18 protein-coding genes are annotated in these 22227 nt (G+C 35.1%); all 18 read right to left on the reverse strand.

What is annotated here, in order from left to right; translation table 11 throughout:
- Positions 1-244: 244 nt before the first annotated feature.
- Entirely contained in the window at positions 245-2218 is a 1974-nt protein-coding gene (locus FFM61_RS07920) for an LTA synthase family protein (RefSeq protein ID WP_240005999.1), read from the reverse strand.
- Positions 2219-3259, reverse strand: coding sequence for an acyltransferase family protein (locus tag FFM61_RS07925; RefSeq protein WP_074427988.1), 1041 nt, complete (start codon positions 3257-3259; stop codon positions 2219-2221).
- Positions 3260-3552: 293 nt separating this feature from the next.
- Complete coding sequence (locus FFM61_RS07930; protein ID WP_074427987.1) at positions 3553-4068, reverse strand: adenine phosphoribosyltransferase; 516 nt, start codon at positions 4066-4068, stop codon at positions 3553-3555.
- Between the two features lie 4 nt (positions 4069-4072).
- A complete protein-coding gene (gene recJ, locus FFM61_RS07935; RefSeq protein ID WP_074427986.1) occupies positions 4073-6379 on the reverse strand; it encodes a single-stranded-DNA-specific exonuclease RecJ in 2307 nt (768 codons plus the stop codon).
- Positions 6380-6395: 16 nt separating this feature from the next.
- On the reverse strand, positions 6396-7376 hold the full coding sequence (gene rnz, locus FFM61_RS07940) for a ribonuclease Z (protein ID WP_074427985.1): 981 nt from the start codon (positions 7374-7376) through the stop codon (positions 6396-6398).
- A 142-nt stretch (positions 7377-7518) separates the two neighbouring features.
- A complete protein-coding gene (locus FFM61_RS07945; protein ID WP_074427984.1) occupies positions 7519-8262 on the reverse strand; it encodes a hypothetical protein in 744 nt (247 codons plus the stop codon).
- Between the two features lie 15 nt (positions 8263-8277).
- Positions 8278-8553, reverse strand: coding sequence for a hypothetical protein (locus tag FFM61_RS07950; RefSeq protein ID WP_074427983.1), 276 nt, complete (start codon positions 8551-8553; stop codon positions 8278-8280).
- A 79-nt stretch (positions 8554-8632) separates the two neighbouring features.
- Entirely contained in the window at positions 8633-9553 is a 921-nt protein-coding gene (locus FFM61_RS07955; RefSeq protein ID WP_074427982.1) for a DnaJ C-terminal domain-containing protein, read from the reverse strand.
- A 109-nt stretch (positions 9554-9662) separates the two neighbouring features.
- Positions 9663-11495, reverse strand: coding sequence for a molecular chaperone DnaK (dnaK, locus tag FFM61_RS07960; RefSeq protein ID WP_074427981.1), 1833 nt, complete (start codon positions 11493-11495; stop codon positions 9663-9665).
- A gap of 66 nt (positions 11496-11561) precedes the next feature.
- Positions 11562-12107, reverse strand: a complete 546-nt coding sequence (grpE, locus tag FFM61_RS07965) for a nucleotide exchange factor GrpE (RefSeq protein WP_074427980.1) — start codon at positions 12105-12107, stop codon at positions 11562-11564.
- A 15-nt stretch (positions 12108-12122) separates the two neighbouring features.
- Complete coding sequence (hrcA, locus tag FFM61_RS07970) at positions 12123-13148, reverse strand: heat-inducible transcriptional repressor HrcA (protein ID WP_074427979.1); 1026 nt, start codon at positions 13146-13148, stop codon at positions 12123-12125.
- 810 nt (positions 13149-13958) lie between these two features.
- Complete coding sequence (locus FFM61_RS07975; RefSeq protein WP_074427978.1) at positions 13959-15002, reverse strand: acyltransferase; 1044 nt, start codon at positions 15000-15002, stop codon at positions 13959-13961.
- A gap of 360 nt (positions 15003-15362) precedes the next feature.
- On the reverse strand, positions 15363-16271 hold the full coding sequence (locus tag FFM61_RS07980; protein WP_074427977.1) for a glycosyltransferase family 2 protein: 909 nt from the start codon (positions 16269-16271) through the stop codon (positions 15363-15365).
- Between the two features lie 4 nt (positions 16272-16275).
- Positions 16276-17175: a glycosyltransferase family 2 protein gene (locus FFM61_RS07985; RefSeq protein WP_074427976.1), complete on the reverse strand. Its 900-nt coding sequence runs from the start codon at positions 17173-17175 to the stop codon at positions 16276-16278.
- Positions 17176-17263: 88 nt separating this feature from the next.
- Positions 17264-18193 carry a glycosyltransferase family 2 protein gene (locus FFM61_RS07990; RefSeq protein ID WP_074427975.1) on the reverse strand — a complete coding sequence of 310 codons (930 nt, stop codon included), beginning with the start codon at positions 18191-18193 and terminating at the stop codon, positions 17264-17266.
- 77 nt (positions 18194-18270) lie between these two features.
- Positions 18271-19725 (reverse strand): flippase, encoded by a 1455-nt coding sequence (locus FFM61_RS07995; protein WP_074427974.1) that lies wholly within the window; start codon positions 19723-19725, stop codon positions 18271-18273.
- A 48-nt stretch (positions 19726-19773) separates the two neighbouring features.
- Positions 19774-20790: an acyltransferase gene (locus FFM61_RS08000; RefSeq protein WP_074427990.1), complete on the reverse strand. Its 1017-nt coding sequence runs from the start codon at positions 20788-20790 to the stop codon at positions 19774-19776.
- A 199-nt stretch (positions 20791-20989) separates the two neighbouring features.
- Positions 20990-22168: a UDP-galactopyranose mutase gene (gene glf / locus FFM61_RS08005; RefSeq protein WP_074427973.1), complete on the reverse strand. Its 1179-nt coding sequence runs from the start codon at positions 22166-22168 to the stop codon at positions 20990-20992.
- Positions 22169-22227: the final 59 nt, after the last annotated feature.

Raw genomic sequence — 22227 nt, forward strand, 5'->3', positions numbered from 1 at the left:
TTTGTCAGATTCGCAAGCTATATTTCACAAACTCTTTAAGTCAATTTCACGATTTTCACGCTGTTTGACATAGAGCCTTTTTAATTACATTAATCACCGTGTTTACTCCTTTTAAAAATTATCATTTTATTCAAAATTATAAGTACCTTTTTATGATACTTTTGCTATTATATCATGGAAAATAAATTCTTCTGCTATCTAAAAGGACCGTGATACTTAAATGTACCCCGGTCCTTTAAATTTATTACTTGGTAAAACTATTTTTTAAATAATGTTCACCCGAACTTAAATCATACTGTACTAATTTCAAATCGTGCAATAACGCCTTTTGTTTCTTGGTTAAATCTTTTGTTGATAACTGATTACCATTGTTATCAACAAAGCGACCACGTTGGTAATTTGCAAACGCTGGCAATTCGTTCACAATTTTAGTTTGTAAAGCAAATAGTGGTGACACTTTACTATTCGTTGCCTGCAAAGCTAATGCTGGAAAATCACTTGGCGAAGCATACGCACGTTCATGTTGATTAAAAGTTTGCTTGCTTTGCTGACGAGCAGCCTTATTTTGATAAATAAAGTAATCAGTTTCGTGTGAACGTTCCTTTTGTTTATTCGGATCAACAAAAGTAAAGACGCCTGGCCAGTGATCACCATAGAAAATCATCGTAACTGGACGTTGCATCTTATCCAATTTAGCAACCAATTTCTTCGTTGCAACATCGGAATAATGAACACCAGTTATATACGTTTCAATTTGTTTCCGCGCTGTATCCGACAAAGTCGGCGACGTCACTTTGTATTTACTATTACCATACTCACCAGGTTCATATGGCATATGATTTTGCATCGTCATTAACTGTAAAAATTGTGAATCCTTATTTGATGACTTAGCAATCTTTTTCAACAAATAACGATATGCATTTTTGTCAGCTGTATATACTGATTTACCTAAGGTACCCGCATCTGAAGATGGATACTTATACTTTTGACCATCAGTTGTATAGAATTTTTGAATTGACATCTTCTTATATGCATCACGCCGGTTATAAAAAGTCCCAACATATGGATGAATGACTTCACGCTTATCGAATAAACCAGGTAAAGTTGGCACCTTGTTAGCAAAGGGAACTAATTGTCCATAAGGTACTACCATCTCCGGAGCATACATGCTTAGTGGAAATCCTGCAAGCGTCATATATTCAATATTAGCTGTACCACCACCGTAGCCAGACGATAACATTGTTCCTGACATGACCGCGTTCTTTTTTAATTGCTTAATATTTTTATAAACGTCTGCACCACCAGTATATTTTAAATTTTCTACCTTATCAGGATTCGTCAATGATTCACTCAAAAGTGTAATCACGGTTTGACCAGACAAATCATTTGTTCGTGTTTTATTAAGAACAGCAGCATACTTCTCATACTTTTGATCTATCTTAGCCATACTTTTAGCCGAATAACCAGATGGTTCACGCATAATAACCGTTGCAATATTAGAAACAAATGTCATAACTGGTCCGTTAATCATGGTATCGTCTCCAGTATTAAAACTTTGCCATTCATAACCAAAGTGTTCTAGTAATGCACGATTGCTATCCGCACTTACTAAAAACGGAGTTCCCAATAACACAATAGACATACATAGTGTCAACAACCGCTCTCCCATTTTTTGGAACATCATACCATGTACTGATTCGGCAAACCTACTAGTACGTTTTTTGAGTATACATGTTTCTAGTACTACAACTAAAATAACTAATACTAAAATGACTACCATTGCTCCAAACAATAATGTTTTATCAACCATCTGTGTTAAGCCACCAACAGCTGTAACCTCTGATAAATCACTAAATAAGATTGGTTCGTTACGTGCCTTCATCTTCATATACTCTGCAACAAACGCCACAATTACCAATACCCAATAGGTAGCAATTCCAACGAATAAATGATTAGTTAATACGATAATAAAAATAAATAAGATCAAACTAACCAGTACTGAAAAAAATGCTTGCGGATGTTCCATGAATCGGCATGCTGCTTGGAAAGCTTGACCAATATCAGTTGTTTGATCAAAGCGACCCCAGGTTTGGAAATACATCGCAAATTGTAGTAATACAGTTGTACAGATACTAAAAATTAATCCAATCAGCAATATTCTCATCCAACCATTAAGTGTAGGACTAGTTAATTTTAAATTTTGAAATTTCCTTTTCACTTATCCTATCTCCTCATCTTCAGACCAATTAAAATAGTGTTGACCAATATATTGAATCACGACTTTTACTGACAAGATAATGATAAACACCATTAACCAAATAAATATAAGAACACCATGAGGTATTTTAATTAACGAACTAACATATCGTCCAACTGGAATTATCGAAACAACAAAGGATAGCACAGCAATGTTAACTAATTGCTTCTCTCCTAATTTAACAAACCAATAATAAAAGCGATTAATCAACATCTTATTAATATATCTTGCAGTAAAAATCAACATATTTAATCCTAAGATTGCAGTGATCACTCCAAAAAACCAATAACGAGTTGTTGCCAAAGTTAATTCAAAAGGACCACTACCAACTGACACTAACCAAACACTTAACAGACCCACGCAAATTGTCACCGGAGCATTAATATTTAGTGTCGAAACGGTTTTAAAAGATTTTCCTAGCAGTACATATGGTTGCATAATCAAAGCTGCGTTTAATGACCAAGGTAATTGAACTTTTGTACCTAAATAAAATCCCAATACCATCAAAATCAAACTAGTAATTATTTTAATAAACTGTACCGGAATCTTATTTACTACCAACTGAATGCAGATACTAAAAAATAATGCTAGTAAAACCCACAGTAATCCAACGCCAAAATCACGATGCCCAATTAACGTATCAGTTGGCCAACCATTACCATATAACATAGTTACTACACCAATTTTCATTGACGGAAAAGGTGTATTTATCCAACTACTTAATTGTAAGACTTGTACAATTTTATTAATAACAATAATGAGGAAACCTGTTATTATGTATGGTACTAAATAACGTTTTACAATGTGTAGTATGTTAGATTTATCCATTTTATAATTTGCATAATAACCAGCAATAAAAAACAAAGCAGGCCACGTTAACCAAGTTAAAAAATTATATATTATTGGATGATCTTGAATCGTAATTGTTTGCATCAGAACTAACATAACTATAACAATACTTGCCAAAACCTTAACAATTCTATTTTTTTCAATTAATTGCAAAATACTTCTCCTTTTTAAAACTTAATTGACTAAAAGTAGTAGCTAGTTAATGATGCATAATCTCTCTCCTTAGTTTCAACATATTCAGGAGTATACAATGTTATTTAAAAATAAAGCCTTAAACTATCAAGCACCTTAACAAATTCTAAATAAGTTAATATTATACGGCTTTCATTAATAAAACTTATATTTTATCCACTTTTGACGACGATTTACAAAATCATTAAATTCACTATTTATTTATAAAGAATAAGAGACCCAAACAAATGTCTGAGTCTCTTTACAATATATCTTTAGTAACTCATCAATGACAAGATATCATAACCTTCAAGTTTTTCACGACCATTTAAATCTTTTAACTCAATCATAAAGGCCAAACCAGCAACTATACCACCTAAAGATTCTACCAACTTAATGGCAGCAGCAATCGTTCCTCCTGTGGCCAGTAAATCATCGGTAATTAATACTTTTTCACCTGGTTTAATTGCATCTTTATGCATTTCCAATGCCGCTTCACCATACTCTAAAGTATATTTTTCACTAACGGTTTCTCTTGGTAACTTACCAGGCTTACGTGCTAAGACAATACCAGTACCTAATTCATTAGCAACTGGTGCCCCAACTAAGAAGCCACGAGATTCAGGACCAACTACAACGTTCACATCACGCATTTTGGCAAAGTGTGTAATGCGCCGGGTTGCTTCGGCGGATGCTTTTGGATCACCCCATAATGGCGTGATGTCACGGAAGATAACACCTTTTTCAGGAAAATCCGGAATAGAGGTAATATAGTCATTCAAATCCAACATCTGTTTAGCTCTCCTGCTTACTTAAATTCATTAATAACGTTTCTAATTCAGCAGTTGTACTGTAAATTAGTTGTCGTTCAAGATCTCGCTGCACCATAAATTTTTGGAACGTCTCTGTTTCGCTTAGATTCAACGACGCTGGATTTGGCACAGCATTTAAAATACCATTCTCGATTATAACAAATTTTGCTTCCAAAAACACCTTTAATATTAACTGTAGTGTTAATTTGTGTATTTTCAAATGATTAACAGCATTATCAAACTGCGTATTTAAATCAATATTTTTAAACGAATTAACAAATTTGAAAACTTTTGCAAAAGTTTGCTTATCCGGTACTTTTTGTAAATAAACGGGGGTTTTAACATAAAACATTGGTATCAAACGTGCTGGCACAGCATGCTGTAATAAGTCCTTTAATTGCGCTAATGATTCTGGTAAATCTACCAATACCATCGTTTGAATCCCTGCTTGCTGGCCAATATCATGCCACATCATTGCATTTGAGGGCTGTGCAATATACCCAGATAATTGCTGATAATGATTTTGATTGAAAAATACATAGGTAGCATTAGCAGCAAAAGTTTGTTTGGTTAAACGACTTGTACGCTTATCTAAAATAGCAGCACCCTGCGCAGCCATATCTTTTAACATTAATTGATAGGTTGTACTGCCGCGGAACGTATTTTGACTCATCGTTCCGATAACTTGTAACGATGAAAAATGGCCATTCAAAGCATCGACTTGCTGACCCCAACCAAAGGCAATAACTGGTAATACGCCAGCGTCTGTCTGTGCTGTAAATCGTAAATGCTTACCATCAGACATTGTCTTAACTTTATCAACTTTGTCTACATTAACGACAAATAATGGTTCAGGATTTCCCTCACCAAACGGTGCTAATACTTGTAAATTATCAAAATTTTGTTGTGTAAAATCTGATACAGTTACTTCAGCAGCAATTGGTAGTTGTGCCTTTTGCGCTGTAGCCAATGATTGTTTAGCTGCTTCATCCTTTAAAACAGACCTAATTTTTGCCAAATTATCTGTTGGTATTGTCATACCAGCAGCACTCGCATGGCCACCAAAATTTGTCATTAAACCACGATGTCCATCTAAAGCATTAAATAAATCAAAAGCTGCTACTGATCGCCCTGATCCCTTCATTTCATCATCATTTATCGTTAATACAATCGCCGGTTTATCCGTTTGTTCAACTAATTTGCTAGCAACAATACCTAATACACCTTCGTGCCATCCTTCACCAGCCACCACTAAAACTGGATCAGCTGATAATTCTTGTGCTTGGGCCTGTGCAGCAACTGTTATATCATTCACCAATTGCTGTCGTTTTTGATTAAGTTCATTAACATGTTCTGCTAATGGTTTGGCACTTTCATCATCATCCATCAATAACAATTGAACACCCGTTGTGGCATCTTCCAAACGTCCCAAAGAATTAAGACGTGGTGCAATTGTGAAACCAATTGTTGATGAATCAATATCCGATAATTGTGTGCCAGCCGCTGCTAATAACGCTGATAAGCCCGGACGTGGATCTAATTTCAAATTTTCAAGACCTTGTTTTACAATGATTCGGTTTTCATCTGTCAATGACATCACATCTGCCACCGTACCCAACGCAGCTAAATCTAGCACTTCATCTGCAGGCTCTTCTAACAATGCTGAAGCAACTTTAAACGCAACACCAGCACCTGACAAACCACCAAATGGATATTCTCCATCTGGATGACGCGGATGTACAATCGCTGTTGCTACTGGTAAATCTGCTGGCAACTCATGATGATCTGTAATAACAACATCAATCCCCTGTGACATTAGCCAAGCAATTTCAGCTTTACCTGAAACACCATTATCAACTGTAACCAATAACTGCATGCCATCAGCTGCAAGTTTTTGATAATTAGCTAAATTAGGCCCGTAGCCATCACTAAATCGACTTGGAACAAAATAAGTCACATTAGCGCCCATCAGTTCTAAAGCCCATGTCATAATCGCCGTACTTGTCATGCCATCAACATCATAATCACCGTAAACAACAATGCTTTCACCATTGTCAATAGCCTGAAATAAACGTTCAATCGCTTTATCCATATCATGCAATAAAAATGGATCATATAACGCTGAAATTTCAGGGCGTAAAAAGGCATTTGCTGTTTCAACGGTATCATAGCCACGATTAACCAAAATTTTAGCAATTAATTTAGAAATACCAAATGTTTCGCTCAGTTCATTAACCGCTTTTTGGTTTTGAATAGTTGGTTTTTCCCATTGATAACGTGAATTAATCATGAAATGCCTCCTTGTACTATAAAATAGTGTCTGCTTCAGGTAATGTCATTGGTTTTGAATTTGTCTGTTCACCAAATGGCACATCATATACATCAAAATCATTAACAACACGTATGTTTTCAAAAGTTGAACGTGCTTGATAGGCTAATTCATTTGCTGCCTTACCTGCATAACGTGCCGAAATATGCGTCAATAACAACCGTCCAACTTGTGCTTGTGCTGCTATTTTAGCTGCCTGTACGCTGGTTGTATGGTAGTGATTACGTGCTTGCTTCCCTTCACCTTTACCATATGTTGACTCATGGACCATAACGTCAGCATTCTTTGCCAGTAATAGCGTATTATCATTCTTTCGCGTATCCCCGATGATTGCCACACAACGACCAGGTTTTGCTTCACCGATAACATCTTTACTGTAAATAGTCCGTCCATCAGGCAACGTAATATCCTTACCTTGCTTTAGTTGACCATACAATGGACCTTCTGGTACGTGTAACTCACGCAAACGCTCTACTAATAGTTCACCTGGATGTGCGTGTTCCACAACACGATAACCAAATGATAAAATACGATGATCTAATGGCAAAGCTGTTACTGTGAATTTAGCAGTTTCTAGTACCTCACCACCTGTATCAGGTAATTCAACATAATAAATTGGATAGGTTAAATGTGTTTGTGAAACTTGTAGACTAATCTCCACAAATTGACGAATGCCCTTCGGCCCATAAATCGTTAAAGGCTCATCACCGCCTTGAAAAGAGCGTGAAGACAATAGTCCCGGTAATCCATAAATATGATCACCATGTAAATGGGTGATAAATATTTTTGTGATTTTGCGTGGTCGAATCGTTGATTGTAGCATTTGACGTTGCGTACCTTCACCCACATCAAATAACCAAACTTCATTAATTTCCTCAAGCAATCGTAAAGCAATACCCGTTACATTACGAAAACGCGCTGGAGATCCAGCGCCAGTCCCTAGAAACTCAATTTGCATAATTAGGAACTCCTTATCTTTTTAAATTATTTGTGCTTATTTCTAATCGAATTTTATTCAAAAAGAAAACCGCCTAAATGACGGTCTATACTAGTTATAATTCTAGCATTTTTTAACTACTTTATACAGCAATTTAATGATGCTAAAACGTAATTGTTCTGACTGATGATGGCTTTACAATTTCATTATTTGCCGAATCCTTAACCGTCGCAAATTGTATATCCAGTGATGATAAATGTTTTCCCATGTGGTTAGGGACCAACACAGTTGTTGTTGTCGCTGTTGTTTCATAAGGTACAATACCCGAAGTATTCAAACGCCCATCATTATAGATACCGCTTAATATCGACATGGTTGTGTCATCAGCGTATTTAATCGCTGTAATCCCTGGGGTAATTGCCGTTACTAGATTATTATTCGTCACATCATAGTTAATAACCAATGTAGTAAATTTCGTCCCCAATTTACGATCATTTAACGAACGTCTAGCTGATGATAATGAATTTTGTGTTCGTGCAGTATTTTGAATAATATTGATATTTTTAATATGATAAATCATATCGCCATTCGTAACAGTACTATCAACTTTTTTATTATCTATCCACTTTTGTTCAAGTCCTGTCTCTGTTAGTTGATACTGACCATTTTTTTTAAGTTGGCCACGTTCAACATAATTTTTATTTGCTAAATCTTTTTTAGTCGGTTGATATTCTTCATAACTATCTTGTCCCTTTTTAGCAAAAGGAAATTTGTTATGAGTCAAAGCTTCCTCTGCCATTGTTCGTACACGGGTTGGTTGTCCAGTGTTACGATATAATACTAAAACCATAATGAGCGCAACAATCGCAATTATGGTCGTTAAAAGCCAGCCCATTCGTCTTTGCATATTACCCTTCCTTAATTAGGCTAACACAATAATGTTGTCTATAATACGATACCCGTATATTTTATGTAAGAATTGTTCACGATCACGAATCATTACTTCCAAATCATTTTCATCATACTGCTGCAAATCATTAATCGTTGTGATTTGCTTTGGTTCTAACGTCAAAATTAATTTATTGTCCACTTTACCTATAATTTTAACAAACACACAATCTGATGAAAATAATTGTGTTGCTAACGGACGTTCTAAAGGCATACCAAGTAAAGAAATTTTCAAATCTCCTAAACGCATCTAGTAACCTCCATTTTCCTTATCAATTATGCCATACAAAAAAGCAAGTAACCTTAAACAAAGTCACTTGCCTTTATTATTAGCCGAAAAATCCTTTTTTATGTTCACCAGTCATTGCTTCGTTAAAAGCTTCAAGTGCTTTCTTTTGTTCCTTATTCAATTTCTTTGGAACATCTACATACAATGTCACAATGTGATCACCGTTGTTACCACTACGCATATGTGGCGCACCTTTACCACGTAAACGGAAATTAGTCTCAGTTGCTGTACCAGATGGGACCTTTAATTTAACATCACCATGCACTGTTTTAACTGAAATTTCACCACCTAATGTGGCTGTCGTAAAGTCAATTGGCATACGTGAATAAATCGTTGTCCCTTCACGTTCAAAATCATCCTTTGAAGGTGAAACACGGAACACAACAAACAAATCACCATAAGGTCCACCATTAAAGCCAGCTTCACCTTGACCAGACAAACGCATTTGCTGACCATTTTCAACACCGGCTGGAACGGTAACCTTTAATTCTTTACTTTCTTGTTTACCGTCATTTGTTGCACGCGTATATGAGATTGTTGCATCCTTACCAAAAACAGCCTCTTCAAAGGTTAGATTCATTCGATATTGTAAATCTTGTCCCTTGCGTGGACGGTTAGGATCTTGGAATCCGCCACCAAACATTTGGCTAAAGATATCACCAAGGTCAGAAAAGTCACCATATTGAGCGTTGCCGCCACCGAAACCACCAAAGCCGCCGAAACCACCTTGACCACCTGGCTGACCATCTGTTGCACCATATTGGTCATACATGGCACGTTTTTGTTCATCACCTAGTGTTTCATAGGCTTCTTGGACTTCTTTATATTTTTCTTCAGCACCTGCCTCATGATTAAGATCTGGGTGATACTTTTTTGATAATTTACGGTAAGCCTTCTTAATTTCATCTTGTGAGGCATTTTTATCAATACCTAAACGCTCATATAATTCAGTATTATTCATGAGGCAAATCCTCCTAAAAATTTTAATATGTATCGCAATTGTGAGCTGCTATTCTCACAATCGCGTACGGTCTGTAACGTAGGGGTGTTCAGATCGCTAAATCTTTTAATTATTTCTTATCGTCATCTGATACATCTTCAAAGTCGCCATCAACAGTATTGTCATCTGCTTGACCTTCTTGTGCGGCACCTTCTTGACCTTCAGCTGGTTGTGCTTGTTGGTACAATTTAACAGCTAATTCTTGAGAAACTTTTTCCAAAGCTTCCTTCTTGGCCTTCATATCTTCTAAGTTATCAGCTTCCTTCGCTGCTTTCAAGTCTGCAACGCCATCTTCTACAGGTTTCTTATCATCTTCAGGCAACTTGTCGCCAACTTCTTCCAACGTCTTTTCTGATTGGAAAATTAATTGGTCAACTTCGTTACGTAAATCAGCTTCTTCCTTACGTGACTTATCAGCCTCTTCGTTAGCCTTTGCGTCATTCATCATACGTTCAATTTCTTCATCTGACAATGATCCTGAACTTTGGATGGTAATCTTTTGCTCTTTATTTGTTCCCAAATCCTTAGCAGATACAGAAACAATACCGTTACGGTCAATGTCAAACTTAACTTCAATTTGAGGTACACCACGTGGTGCAGCTGGAATATCTGCTAATTGGAAACGACCTAATGTCTTGTTATCGGCAGCCATTGAACGCTCACCTTGCAAAACATGAATATCAACGGCAGGTTGGTTATCAGCAGCTGTTGAGAAAGTTTGTGACTTTGATGTTGGAATAGTCGTGTTACGATCAATCAACTTTGTAAAGACACCACCCATTGTTTCAATTCCCAATGACAATGGTGTAACATCAAGCAAAACCACATCCTTAACATCACCAGTGATAACACCACCTTGAACAGCGGCACCAAGGGCTACAGCTTCGTCAGGGTTAATTGAGTGATCAGGTTCCTTACCAGTCAAGCTCTTAACAGATTCTTGAACAGCAGGAATACGAGTTGAACCACCATTTAGGATAACCTTGTCAATTTCATCAATTGATAGACCAGCATCCTTCAAAGCACTGCGCACAGGTGCTTCAGCACGCTTTACCAAATCAGCTGTCAATTGGTTGAATTGTGCACGAGACAAAGTCGTTTGCAAGTGCAATGGACCTTCGTTAGTTGCTGTAATAAATGGTAAGTCGATTTGTGCTTCAGTAGCTGAAGACAAAGTCTTCTTAGCTGTTTCAGCTGCATCCTTTAGACGTTGCAAAGCAAGCTTATCATTCTTTAAGTCAACACCGTGTTCCTTCTTAAAGCCATCAGCTAGCCAGTCGATAACCTTTTGGTCAAAGTCGTCACCACCAAGGTGAGTGTCACCATTTGTTGACAATACTTCGAATACACCATCACCTAATTCAAGGACAGAAACATCAAACGTTCCACCACCCAAATCGTAAACCAAAATCTTTTGGTCTTGGTCTAGTTTATCCAAACCATATGCTAATGAAGAAGCAGTTGGCTCGTTAACAATACGTTCAACTTGCAATCCAGCAATCTTACCGGCATCCTTCGTTGCTTGACGTTGTGCGTCATTAAAGTAAGCTGGCACAGTGATAACAGCTTTATCAACTGTTTCACCCAAGTAATCTTCAGCATATTTCTTGATATATTGCAAAATCATAGCTGAAATTTCTTGTGGTGTATAGTCCTTACCATCAACCGTTACTTTGTAACCAGGCTCACCCATATGTGACTTGATTGACAAGATTGTATCAGGATTAGTAATCGCTTGACGCTTTGCTGTATCTCCAACTTGCGTCTCACCGTTCTTAAATGAAACAGCTGATGGTGTAGTACGACCACCATTAGGATTAGTAATAATCTTTGGTGCGCCACCTTCCATAACAGCAACAGCTGAATTTGTAGTTCCTAAGTCAATTCCAATGATCTTTGACATAATAATTTACCTCTTATTGATCAGATTTTTGTTATTTGTTAAATACTAATAATAATGAATAACTGCTTAATTATAAACAGATACCATTGCTGGTCGAACAACACGATCAGCTAAAACATAACCCTTTTGAAGAACCGTTGCAATGGTGTCTGCTGGATGATCATCATCAGCAGGCACAGATTGAATTGCTTGGTGGAAGTTAGGATCAAATGCTTCACCAGCCTCACCGACTGCTTTCACATCATGTTCTTCAAGCGCTGAAATTAGCGTTTTATACACCATCTCAACACCCGTCTTAATTTGTTGTGCTGAATCATCATCAGCTTCAACTTGCAAGGCACGCTCTAGATTATCTACAGCTGGTAAAATTGATTGTGCTAATTTTTGATTAGCAAATTTAACAGCTTGTGATTGCTCCTTTGCATATCGTGCCTGCATGTTTTGCATTTCTGCATGAGCACGCAAGTACTTATCTTCTGCCTCAGAAACCTTAGCTTCTAAATCAGAAATTTGATCTACCGTAGAAGTTGTTTCTTCATTATCGGTGTCAACATTAATTTGTTCACCGGTAACTTCGATTTCTTCTTCAGGAGTCTGCTTTTCCTTTGACATGTTAACACCTCTTTTCTAACGATAATATTCTAGTAACTGTTGCGTTAAAGCACTTCGGAACGCATCAACCAAGCCTATCATGTCAGCGTACCGCATGGATGTCGGACCTAATATGGCTATTGCACCCACCCCGTACTGTGTAACACGATATGTGGCTGATACTAAACTATATGGTGATAGCAAACTGTTACCATTCTCATCACCAATTTGTACCATCACTCCGTCATTTGCCGTTCCAACAACTCGTCGCATATCTATGGCAGAATCAAGCAATTGATATAATTGCTTGATATCTTGCAAACTAGAATCAGTCGTGAAGTCAAGAACATTTAAATAACCGCCGATGAACACTTTATCATGAATAGAACGTGCCAATACATCACCGAATAGTTGTAAAAATGCAACTGGTGTTCGAATTGTACGTTCCATCTGCCAAGGTAAGTCACCAGTTAACGTTCGTAATACTTCAATAATAGGTTGATTAACTAATGTCTTATTAATGTAATCAACCATATCATCAAGATGCTTTACGGACATCCCTTCTGGTAAACGAAAACTTTGACTTGTAACTTGTCCATCATTCGTAACAATAATCGCCATAATTTGTTGACCATTAATTGGTACTAGGCGAAAACCTGATAATCGAATATCTGCTGATTCAGGTTTTAGAGCAACAACCGTATAACCTGTTAGGCTTGCTAATTCATTTACCATTGTTTGCATCAAATCATCAATTTCTTGAAAATTACGATTAAACACATGTTCTAAAGATTCCTGAACAATTTTTGATAAATGTTGCTGACGCATCAATTCGTCAACATAATAACGATAGCCTCGCTGTGAAGGGACGCGACCAGATGAAGTGTGCTCTTTTTGTAGCAAGCCCAATTCCTCTAATAGTGCCATTTCATTACGCACAGTTGCTGAACTTACTGTTAAATCTAATTCACTTAATAAAGTTTTAGACCCAACAGCTCTGCCGATTTTTGCGTAATCACGAATTATTGTGGCTAATATTAGCCGCTGTCTTTCCGTTAACATACGCTCCACCTCCTTAGCACTCTCAACTACTTCGTGCTAACAGTTATTATAGTACACGCCTTATATCTAAATGTCAACACTTTTAGCACTCTTTGTTATAAAGTGCTAATTTATTTTTAAAAGTGCTACTATAACTAAGTTTTTAGCCAATTTAAGCAGTTAAAAATCCGTTAATTTGCTTATAACTAAGTAAATTAACGGATTTCGCCATATTTACTTCCCAATATTTACTTGCCCATCTTTAACGAGACTCACCTACAATAACATTCCCTGCATAGCCAAAACCAGCCTTTTTTCATCAAAATTCTCCTTAATGTTCTTGTCTCTTTCAATAACGTATATAAGGACGTTCAAGATAATTTTTTGTCTATTAAATAACTACTATTATTTTTTTGAGAGCTTTTGTTTTCGGGTCAAAATAATACCATGTGCCATCAATTAGCTGCCAATCTACAAGTAATATATTGTTGCGGGCATATTGTCTTTCACCTAATTCATTCGTTTGCCACCTGTTAAATAGAAAGAGTGCACTATTTTTATCATTAATATTTTGGATCATATTACAATTATGAACAATAAAATTTGATATTACAGGTTATGTAACTTTTCTTAATGAGATTATCAATATCTACCTTTATTGACTGAGTCTATTACTAATAATATAGTGAATTAAAACAAAACTGGCCAGAAAAATTCGGCTCTATACCGAAATTTTTCTGGCCAGTTATACATATATAATTTTAATCTAATTTTTGGAATATATTAATTTAGCAGATAAAAATATACTTAAATTTATTTTATCTATTACACTTATTTTGTAAGAAATACAAAAGATGGAAATTTAGGTATTTTTGTTATTGCCCAAACACAAACAAATGAAACAATTAATACAAACAAGGCTAGTATGATTGTATTTAATAATCCCGAATGAAAAATATTAAATTTTAGAATAAAATTCAAAAAAACATAGTGCACGATGTAGACACCATAAGTTAAACTGCTAAGTTTTATAATAGAATTCTGCAATGATTTTGACTTAGATATAAACCCTTCAAAATAAGGATCTAATTTCTCAATAACTAAAATAAGAAAACTTCCGGGAATAAATATCCATATTTGTGTGTACCAAATCGTAGACATCATTCCAGCTGGTGATAATTGCTTTGTATTAATTACAAATAATACGAAACTAATTATTGCACCAACTCCCAATAAAATAAATGTTTTTTTTGATTTAACAATATCATTTAAATAACTCCCAAATATCAACAAGGCCAACATAATAAAAACGAGTCCCCATGATCCACTCATATTCCACTGAAATGGCACGAGCTTATTTTGAGTAAAACTAGCTGTTAAAGTTCCAATTCCCAACAGGGATGCTCCCACTATAAATATAGATCCTAAATATTGAGTAAAATATTTTTTAGCAATAGATAGTATAGGGACAAGTACATAAATAACAGGCAATAATTGAATATACCACATTTGAGGCATTGGCCGATTTTGAAAAGTTATATTTTGAAGTAACAAAGCTATAGATTTATTATTTAAAATAAAATACGTATACAAAGAAAATAAAAAGGTCCAAAGAATCGTCGAATAAACCATTGGTAGCATATTATGATGTACAAATTTATCCATCTTATCCTGTACCGTATAATCTCTATTCAGCATTAAGTAACCGGAAATCATTAAAAACAATGGAACACCCATACGTCCAATTAATTGCAGAATAACGGTAGTCTTAGTTATTGGACTTTGATTTAGATTTTCATTGACATGATTAAAAACAACACAAAGTATAGCAAATAATCGTGCAATATCTATCCATAAATAACGTTTTTTAATCATCGAAATTTAGTTTCCTCTACTTTTTGTTCAATTTATGTATAATGTAAGTATAGTATGTACTCACCAATGATAAATACTATCATTAATAGTGGCACCGAACAAGTAAACTTTTGTGTTCATTACTATGTATAATTTCTATATTTCAATATTTTTATTGAATAAAAAGTTATTGACGATTATCCCTATAATAACTACTTAGCCATTTTAATAACTTTTAAATTGATTTTGCAATTTTTACGCTATTTTATACAGAGCCGATATCTTTATTTACAAGTACTAATTACTTCCAAAGACAGATTTTGCTTAAAAAAATTATACATAAAAAGCAGCCAAATTTATAAAAAATTTGGCTGCTTAATATTACGAATTAGCATCATGCTTCTCATTCGGAAATTCAATAATCGGATTAAATCGCTTACCTGCAGCAATACCATCACGCATAATTTTTAGTCGCTCTGCTTTATCTGGCATGTTTCCTGACTTTAAACGCATATAATCCCACTTGATTTTTGCCTCGCCACGAACTCGTCGATAAAAATTACGTTTTTGCATCGTATAAACACGATTACGATACATATTAAAGTAACGTGGTACTCGTTCTGGAATATCATTTGTTATATCATCTTCTGTGTTAGAACGCATCTTATGCGTTACATTAGAAGCTGGCACTAAATATCCAGGCGCAACTCTTAGAGCACGCTCTGTATATTCTAAATCATCAATCCAAATAAAGAAGTCCGTAATTGGCAAACCAATTTTACCAACAATATGACGTGGGAATAATACAGAAACAAACGTACCATTTTCTACTAATACCGGCTTCGTAAACTTTTTATTTAATGTCGTATTAAATGTACCATATTGACGTAATACATTTCTTACTGATGGTGTCCCATCAGTGAATAAAACATTTGATGATAAGAAACTAAAGTTTTGATTTTCATTAGCAAATGCTAATAAAGGTTGCAATGAATCTTGATGTACAATCGTATCATCATCCATCACCCAAACATAATCATCATCTGTATGTTCATAAAAATGACGAATACCAGCATTAAAGCCACCTGCACCACCGACATTTTCAGCCAAACGGACATACTCTATACGCTCACCCAATGATTCTAAATATTCCTTCGTATCATTATCAGAATTATTATCAACAACAATTAAATGCGACAATTTTGGTTCAACAGATTCTAATGCTGCAATAGCTTCTTTAAGCATTGGTAATCGATTATAGGTAACAATGACTGCACTTACTTTTCCCATTTGATTACTCCTTTACCTTGTTCTTCGCATATTCCACTGATGGATGGAAAAACCAACCGTGAACAACACCTTTAATTACCATTCTGACACGTAACCATTTTTTGGGTTGTCCATTAAAGAAAATCATTAACATTTCGTAGGCTATCCGAATATGAGCCCGCAAAAAACGAACAAACCCACGATTACGACTAAAGTACATTCGATTTCTAAAAGCGTAGAAATATCTTGGCACACGATTAATTGAATCTAATGAAACATTAGACTCAACATTTTGCGCCATCTTATGAATAATCCGTGACGTTGGCACCATATATCCCGGTAATTGACGTGCTGCACGTTCAGTGTATTCGATATCATCCCCCCAGATAAAGAATTCTTTAACTGGCAAACCAATTTTTGCAACAATTTGACGCGTGAACATTACTGAAACAAAAGTTGCGTTTCGTAATTGCTCCATTTCAGTTGCATCTAATGAAATTTTTTTAAAACGATTGATTGGAAATGGTAAATTCATTTTAGCACGAGTATTATCAGTCCAACGGACATCTGAAGCCAAAAACCCAAATTGATTATTAACCTTTTTAGCACCTTCCAGTAGCTCCGTTAGGGCAGATGGTGTTGGTACCGTATCATCATCCATTAACCATACGTAGTCATCATCCGTTTCTTCCATAAAGTAACGAACACCTTTGTTAAATCCACCTGCACCACCAATATTCTCAGGTAAACGCACATAACGAATTTCACTACCAAGACTAGTTAAATATTCTCGTGTATCTGCTTCACTGTTATTATCAACAATAATAATGTTATTTACCTTTGTATCAGAATTCTGTAACGCCGCAATAACTTCTTTTAACATCGGTAGACGATTATACGTCACTACCACAGCACTCACTGTCATGTTATTTTCTCCAAACTAAATATAATAATTTAATATTAATAAATGAACGATTTATTCGTCATTCATTACCTTAATAGATATACTTTACTTATTTTTCTTTACGTGAAACATAAATTGGCCGATGTTTTGATTCTAAATAAATATTAGAAATATATCTACCCAAAATACCAATGCTCAATAGTTGCATACCACCAAGAGCTAATACAATAACCACAATTGATGCCCAACCAAAAACTGAAGTTTCAGGATATATAATTGCTCGAATGAAAACGATGATCGCCCCAATTAATGCTAATAAGAAAGAGAACATTCCCAAAAATGAAACTAGCACTAATGGTGCTCTCGAAAAATCAATAAATCCTTCAATCGAGTAACTTAACAATCCCCAAAATGACCACGATGTATTACCAGCAACACGATCCTTATTTTCATATTCTAAATACTTTTGCTTAAAACCAACCCAAGAAAAAATTCCCTTTGAGAAACGATTATATTCTGGCATGCTCAAAATCGCATCCACCATTTGTCGTGTCATAACCCGAAAGTCACGTGCACCTTCAACAATGTGCGTATCTGACATTGCATTAATTAATTTATAAAACAACTTAGAAAACCATGAACGAAGAATCGGCTCACCTTTACGACTTGTACGCCGCGCTCCAACAGCATCCCAGCCACCTGATGACACACCAGCTAACATTTCGGGTAACATTTCGGGCGGATCTTGCAGATCAACATCCATTACTGCAATATAATCACCCGTTGCATGTTCCAAACCTGCATATAAGGCTGATTCTTTACCAAAATTACGTGAAAAAGATACAAAGTGTACTTTTTCATCCTTAGCTGCTAATTTTTCTACTTCAATCATTGTGTTATCTGTAGAACCATCATCAATATACCAATACTCTAGATCATACTCCAAAAAATTTTGATGCTCCGCTTCTAACGCATTATAAAATAATTCAACAGTATCTTGTTCATTAAAAACAGGAACTACTAATGATAACTTAGACATAAATTTTCTTCCTCACTAATTCAACTAACTATAAGTATAACAAAAAAAGTGCCTCATAATTGGCACTTTTTATTCATTTATTTCTTAAAATGTTCAGTAACAAACTTTTTTACATTATCAATGTAGTTTGCACGCAACAAAACTGTCAAACCAAAGTAGATGACAACACCAACAACAATTTGAATTAGTGACCTAGCAGGTGTTGCTGCCATATGTGTAGCCATAACAATTAAAACAATAAACATCACAATTCCAGAAATAAAGTATTTCCAGATACCACTAAATAATTTAGCAAAAGATAGATCATAACGAACAACCCAAAACTGATACAAAGTTACTGCAGCTTCTGAAATAACTGTTGCAATTGCCGCACCATATAATCCCCATAATGGAATCGTAATAAAGTTTAGCAAAATATTAACAAGAGCTCCGACTGTTACAGATATCGTAAAATCTTTCGTTCGATTAATTGGCATCAAATACTGTGTACCAATAACATTACTCCATGCAATAAATAACACAATCGGGGACAACAAAGAGATTGTCCAACCTGCAGGTAAGAAATTAGTCCCCATATACCAAATAGTAGTTTTAGGTCCTAGCGCAATCATTCCAAACATCAGTGGAATAGCCAAAGCCGTCACAAAATCCATTGATAGATAAATAGCTTTATTAACCGCCTTCATATTACCTTTTGAAAAATAATTAGCAACTCGTGGTAACATAACTGTTCCCATTGCCGTAACTAACGCCAACGACACTTTTACAATTTTATCCGCATTTTCATAAAAGGCTGCTGAATCAATCGCACTATTCTGAAATAAAGGCAACATCGTTTTATTTAATTGTAAATATACTTGCGTTGCAATTGTTGGAATAAACAAACCAATGGTTGGTAGTAAATGACGCCGTAAATTCAAAGTTCTAATCTTAGGAAGTTTAACTTTCCCTGGAATATAGAACCACATTGTAACATTACCAACAACTTGTGTTAGTGCTAGTAACAAAATATAGCGATCAACATCAGCTGGTGACTTAACAACCAAGAAAATCAAAATAACCATCGCAATTTTTACTAATGAATTACGAATGACTGTTTTCTTAAAATCCTCCAACCCCATAAAATACCAAGAAATATCAAGTAACCCTGAGACAATCACCCACGTTTGTAAATATAATTGATGATTATTTTGGTTAAATTCTCCTGGGATATTTCGCATGCTATAAACAAATAAAATATAAAGCGCAATCGAAACCAAACTTACAATTGTATGTAGAAGTTGAATCTCCCAAAATCGTCTATTTTGTAACGCAACATCATCCCGAACATAAGCAATTTCACGTTGACCGTAAAGCGTAATGCCTAATGTTGCAAACAATAAGAAATAACTAACAATGGAATTAGTCCATGCCTGAACCCCCATACCTGACGCACCAAGAACATGCGAAAGATAGGTCATCGTAATTAAGGGCGCCAACACCGTTAGCAATTGATAAAATACATTGTACAAATAATTTTTAACAACTTGCATATTTTCCTCTATTCATACAGAAAGATAAATCATCTGTATTTCCTATTATTATGGTAATAACCTTTTAACAACTGGTATTTTTTGTAAGATTAATATAATTATGACACTTAAAAACCAAACAACCAATGGTAAAACAAATAAATGTAACCAAGACGAAGGTGCCAAACTAAATATATGTTCAATAACTACAATCAAAAACTTATGAATCACATAAACACCAAGAGAAACGCCTGACAAACTACGTAACAACTTCGCTATGTTAGGAGATGGTTGCCATGTTTCGCCAAAACGTTTCTGAACCCACACCCAAATGCCTAATGGAATAAAGAAACCACCAATTGAAAAAACACTATAAACTTCGCGTGCAGTCTCACCACGAATTCCTGATAAAATAATTGTTACTAAAATCATAAAAATAATACTCATACTGGTACCAAAATATAACCAATATCGTACTTTTTTACTCATCTTAAACGTATGTAAATACCATCCAACAAAGAATATACCAATACCGGTTGAAAGTACTAAGGGAACGTTATTAACCATATGATTTGGTGTTCGTCTCAATAGCATGTAACCATAATTAATAATCCCCATCCCAATGGCATAGAATACAATAATATATTCCACAACTTTTTTGTTATCTTTCGTTGCTAAAACTGATAAGAACGGCATTGAAATATAAATTGGAATTAAAAAATAAAAAAACCAAAATATAGGTTGTATCGTGTCATATTCCATACCATTAATAAAACCTTTAATTGACCAATTTTCCTGCTGCAAAACAAAATTATTCCACGCATACCAAACAAACGACCAAATAAAAAACGGTACTAGAACACGTACAATCCTCTTTTTAAAAAAAGTTACTGTATCGTAGCGATTACGATAATTAAATAAATTTGCACCAGATATCATAAAAAAGATTGGCACTGCCCAAATAAATAAGACTTGAATAATTAAACTAACATACCAATTAATATTATTTGGTTCATACTGAAAAGCATATTCTGATGTATGCAACCACAATACAGCCATTGTAGCCATAATGTTTAATATATCCATATAATATATGATGAGGACGATAATTAATTGATATTGTTTATTTTTCAATTACTTTTATCCGCTTAATCGTTATTTAAATAATTTTCAGGTCAAATGATAAATATACACTGCCTATTAAACCTTATTAATTCACAAAGTGTAAGGTACTAATCGAAAATAGAGACTCAACCAACCGAAGATGACTGAGTCTCTAATTACTTTAGTGCTTTTCATCGTGTGCAAAATTAAAATCTGCTGGTATATCAAATTCTTTCTTAACAGTATTAAATGCTGCATTGAATACTTGATCCATATCATAATAACGATATTGACCTAGGCGACCACCAAAAATAAATTGTGCTGAATGCTGACGTGCTTCTTTTGCATATTGCTTATACAAATTCGTGTTTTTCTCATCGTTAACTGGATAATAAGCTTCCTTTGAACGATCCCATTCTTGTGGATATTCTTTGGTTACAATCGTTACCCCATCATCTGATAGACCATCAAAATGCTTCCATTCCATCACACGTGTATAAGGTGTTTGGGCATCAGTATAATTAATAACTGAGTTACCTTGGTAGTTATCCATAGCCATCACTTCAGATTCAAAACGAACTGAACGATATTCTAATTCACCAAACTTGTAGTCGAAGAATTGATCAATCATTCCGGTATACACAATACGTGGGAATTCAGCAATGTATTCATCTTTGTGATCAAAGAAATCTTCATTGACACGAACATCGATCAAATCATTATCCAACATCTTTTCAAATATTTGTGTGTAACCACCTACTGGAATACCTTGGTAACGGTGATTAAAGTAGTTGTTATCGTAAATGAAACGAACTGGCAGACGCTTAATAATAAAAGCTGGTAATTCAGTTGCCTTACGTCCCCATTGCTTTTCTGTATAACCCTTAACCAACTTTTGGTAAATATCAGTTCCAATTAATGAAATCGCTTGTTCTTCCAAATTACGTGGCTCACGATCTCCTAATTCAGCCAAAGCGGCCGTCTTTTGTTCCTCAATTTTAGCCTTAGCTTCTGCAGGTGTTTTAGTCCCCCACATCTCATAAAAAGTGTTCATGTTAAATGGTAGGTTATAAAGCTCACCATTATAATTTGCGATAACTTGATTTTGATAACCATTAAAGTCAGCAAATTGATTAATATACTCCCAAACTTCTTTGTTATCAGTATGGAAGATATGGGCACCAAAGTCATGGACTGTAATCCCATGATCCGTATGCGTATACGTATTACCCGCAATATGTGGACGCTTTTCAACAATTAATGAGCGCTTACCACGCTTGGCTGCTTCATAAGCAAAAATTGCACCAAATGGACCTGCACCAACAATTAGATAATCATAATTTTTATCGTTTAAAGTCATCTTTATTATCCCCTATATCTTTATAAAAATACATTAAATATACTCTATCATAATTTGTG

This window comes from Weissella hellenica, from assembly GCF_005405545.1.
Classification (GTDB): Bacteria; Bacillota; Bacilli; order Lactobacillales; family Lactobacillaceae; genus Weissella; species Weissella hellenica.

Coding starts and splice junctions, on each gene's coding strand:
- FFM61_RS07930 (WP_074427987.1), bottom strand. CDS start 4,068: ATGTTGGATTTGAATGACTATATTACCTCTATTCCGGATTTTCCTGAA.
- recJ (WP_074427986.1), bottom strand. CDS start 6,379: ATGATTAATTCACGTTATCAATGGGAAAAACCAACTATTCAAAACCAA.
- rnz (WP_074427985.1), bottom strand. CDS start 7,376: ATGCAAATTGAGTTTCTAGGGACTGGCGCTGGATCTCCAGCGCGTTTT.
- FFM61_RS07945 (WP_074427984.1), bottom strand. CDS start 8,262: ATGCAAAGACGAATGGGCTGGCTTTTAACGACCATAATTGCGATTGTT.
- FFM61_RS07950 (WP_074427983.1), bottom strand. CDS start 8,553: ATGCGTTTAGGAGATTTGAAAATTTCTTTACTTGGTATGCCTTTAGAA.
- FFM61_RS07955 (WP_074427982.1), bottom strand. CDS start 9,553: ATGAATAATACTGAATTATATGAGCGTTTAGGTATTGATAAAAATGCC.
- dnaK (WP_074427981.1), bottom strand. CDS start 11,495: ATGTCAAAGATCATTGGAATTGACTTAGGAACTACAAATTCAGCTGTT.
- grpE (WP_074427980.1), bottom strand. CDS start 12,107: ATGTCAAAGGAAAAGCAGACTCCTGAAGAAGAAATCGAAGTTACCGGT.
- hrcA (WP_074427979.1), bottom strand. CDS start 13,148: ATGTTAACGGAAAGACAGCGGCTAATATTAGCCACAATAATTCGTGAT.
- FFM61_RS07975 (WP_074427978.1), bottom strand. CDS start 15,002: ATGATTAAAAAACGTTATTTATGGATAGATATTGCACGATTATTTGCT.
- FFM61_RS07980 (WP_074427977.1), bottom strand. CDS start 16,271: ATGGGAAAAGTAAGTGCAGTCATTGTTACCTATAATCGATTACCAATG.
- FFM61_RS07985 (WP_074427976.1), bottom strand. CDS start 17,175: ATGACAGTGAGTGCTGTGGTAGTGACGTATAATCGTCTACCGATGTTA.
- FFM61_RS07990 (WP_074427975.1), bottom strand. CDS start 18,193: ATGTCTAAGTTATCATTAGTAGTTCCTGTTTTTAATGAACAAGATACT.
- FFM61_RS07995 (WP_074427974.1), bottom strand. CDS start 19,725: ATGCAAGTTGTTAAAAATTATTTGTACAATGTATTTTATCAATTGCTA.
- FFM61_RS08000 (WP_074427990.1), bottom strand. CDS start 20,790: ATGGATATATTAAACATTATGGCTACAATGGCTGTATTGTGGTTGCAT.
- glf (WP_074427973.1), bottom strand. CDS start 22,168: ATGACTTTAAACGATAAAAATTATGATTATCTAATTGTTGGTGCAGGT.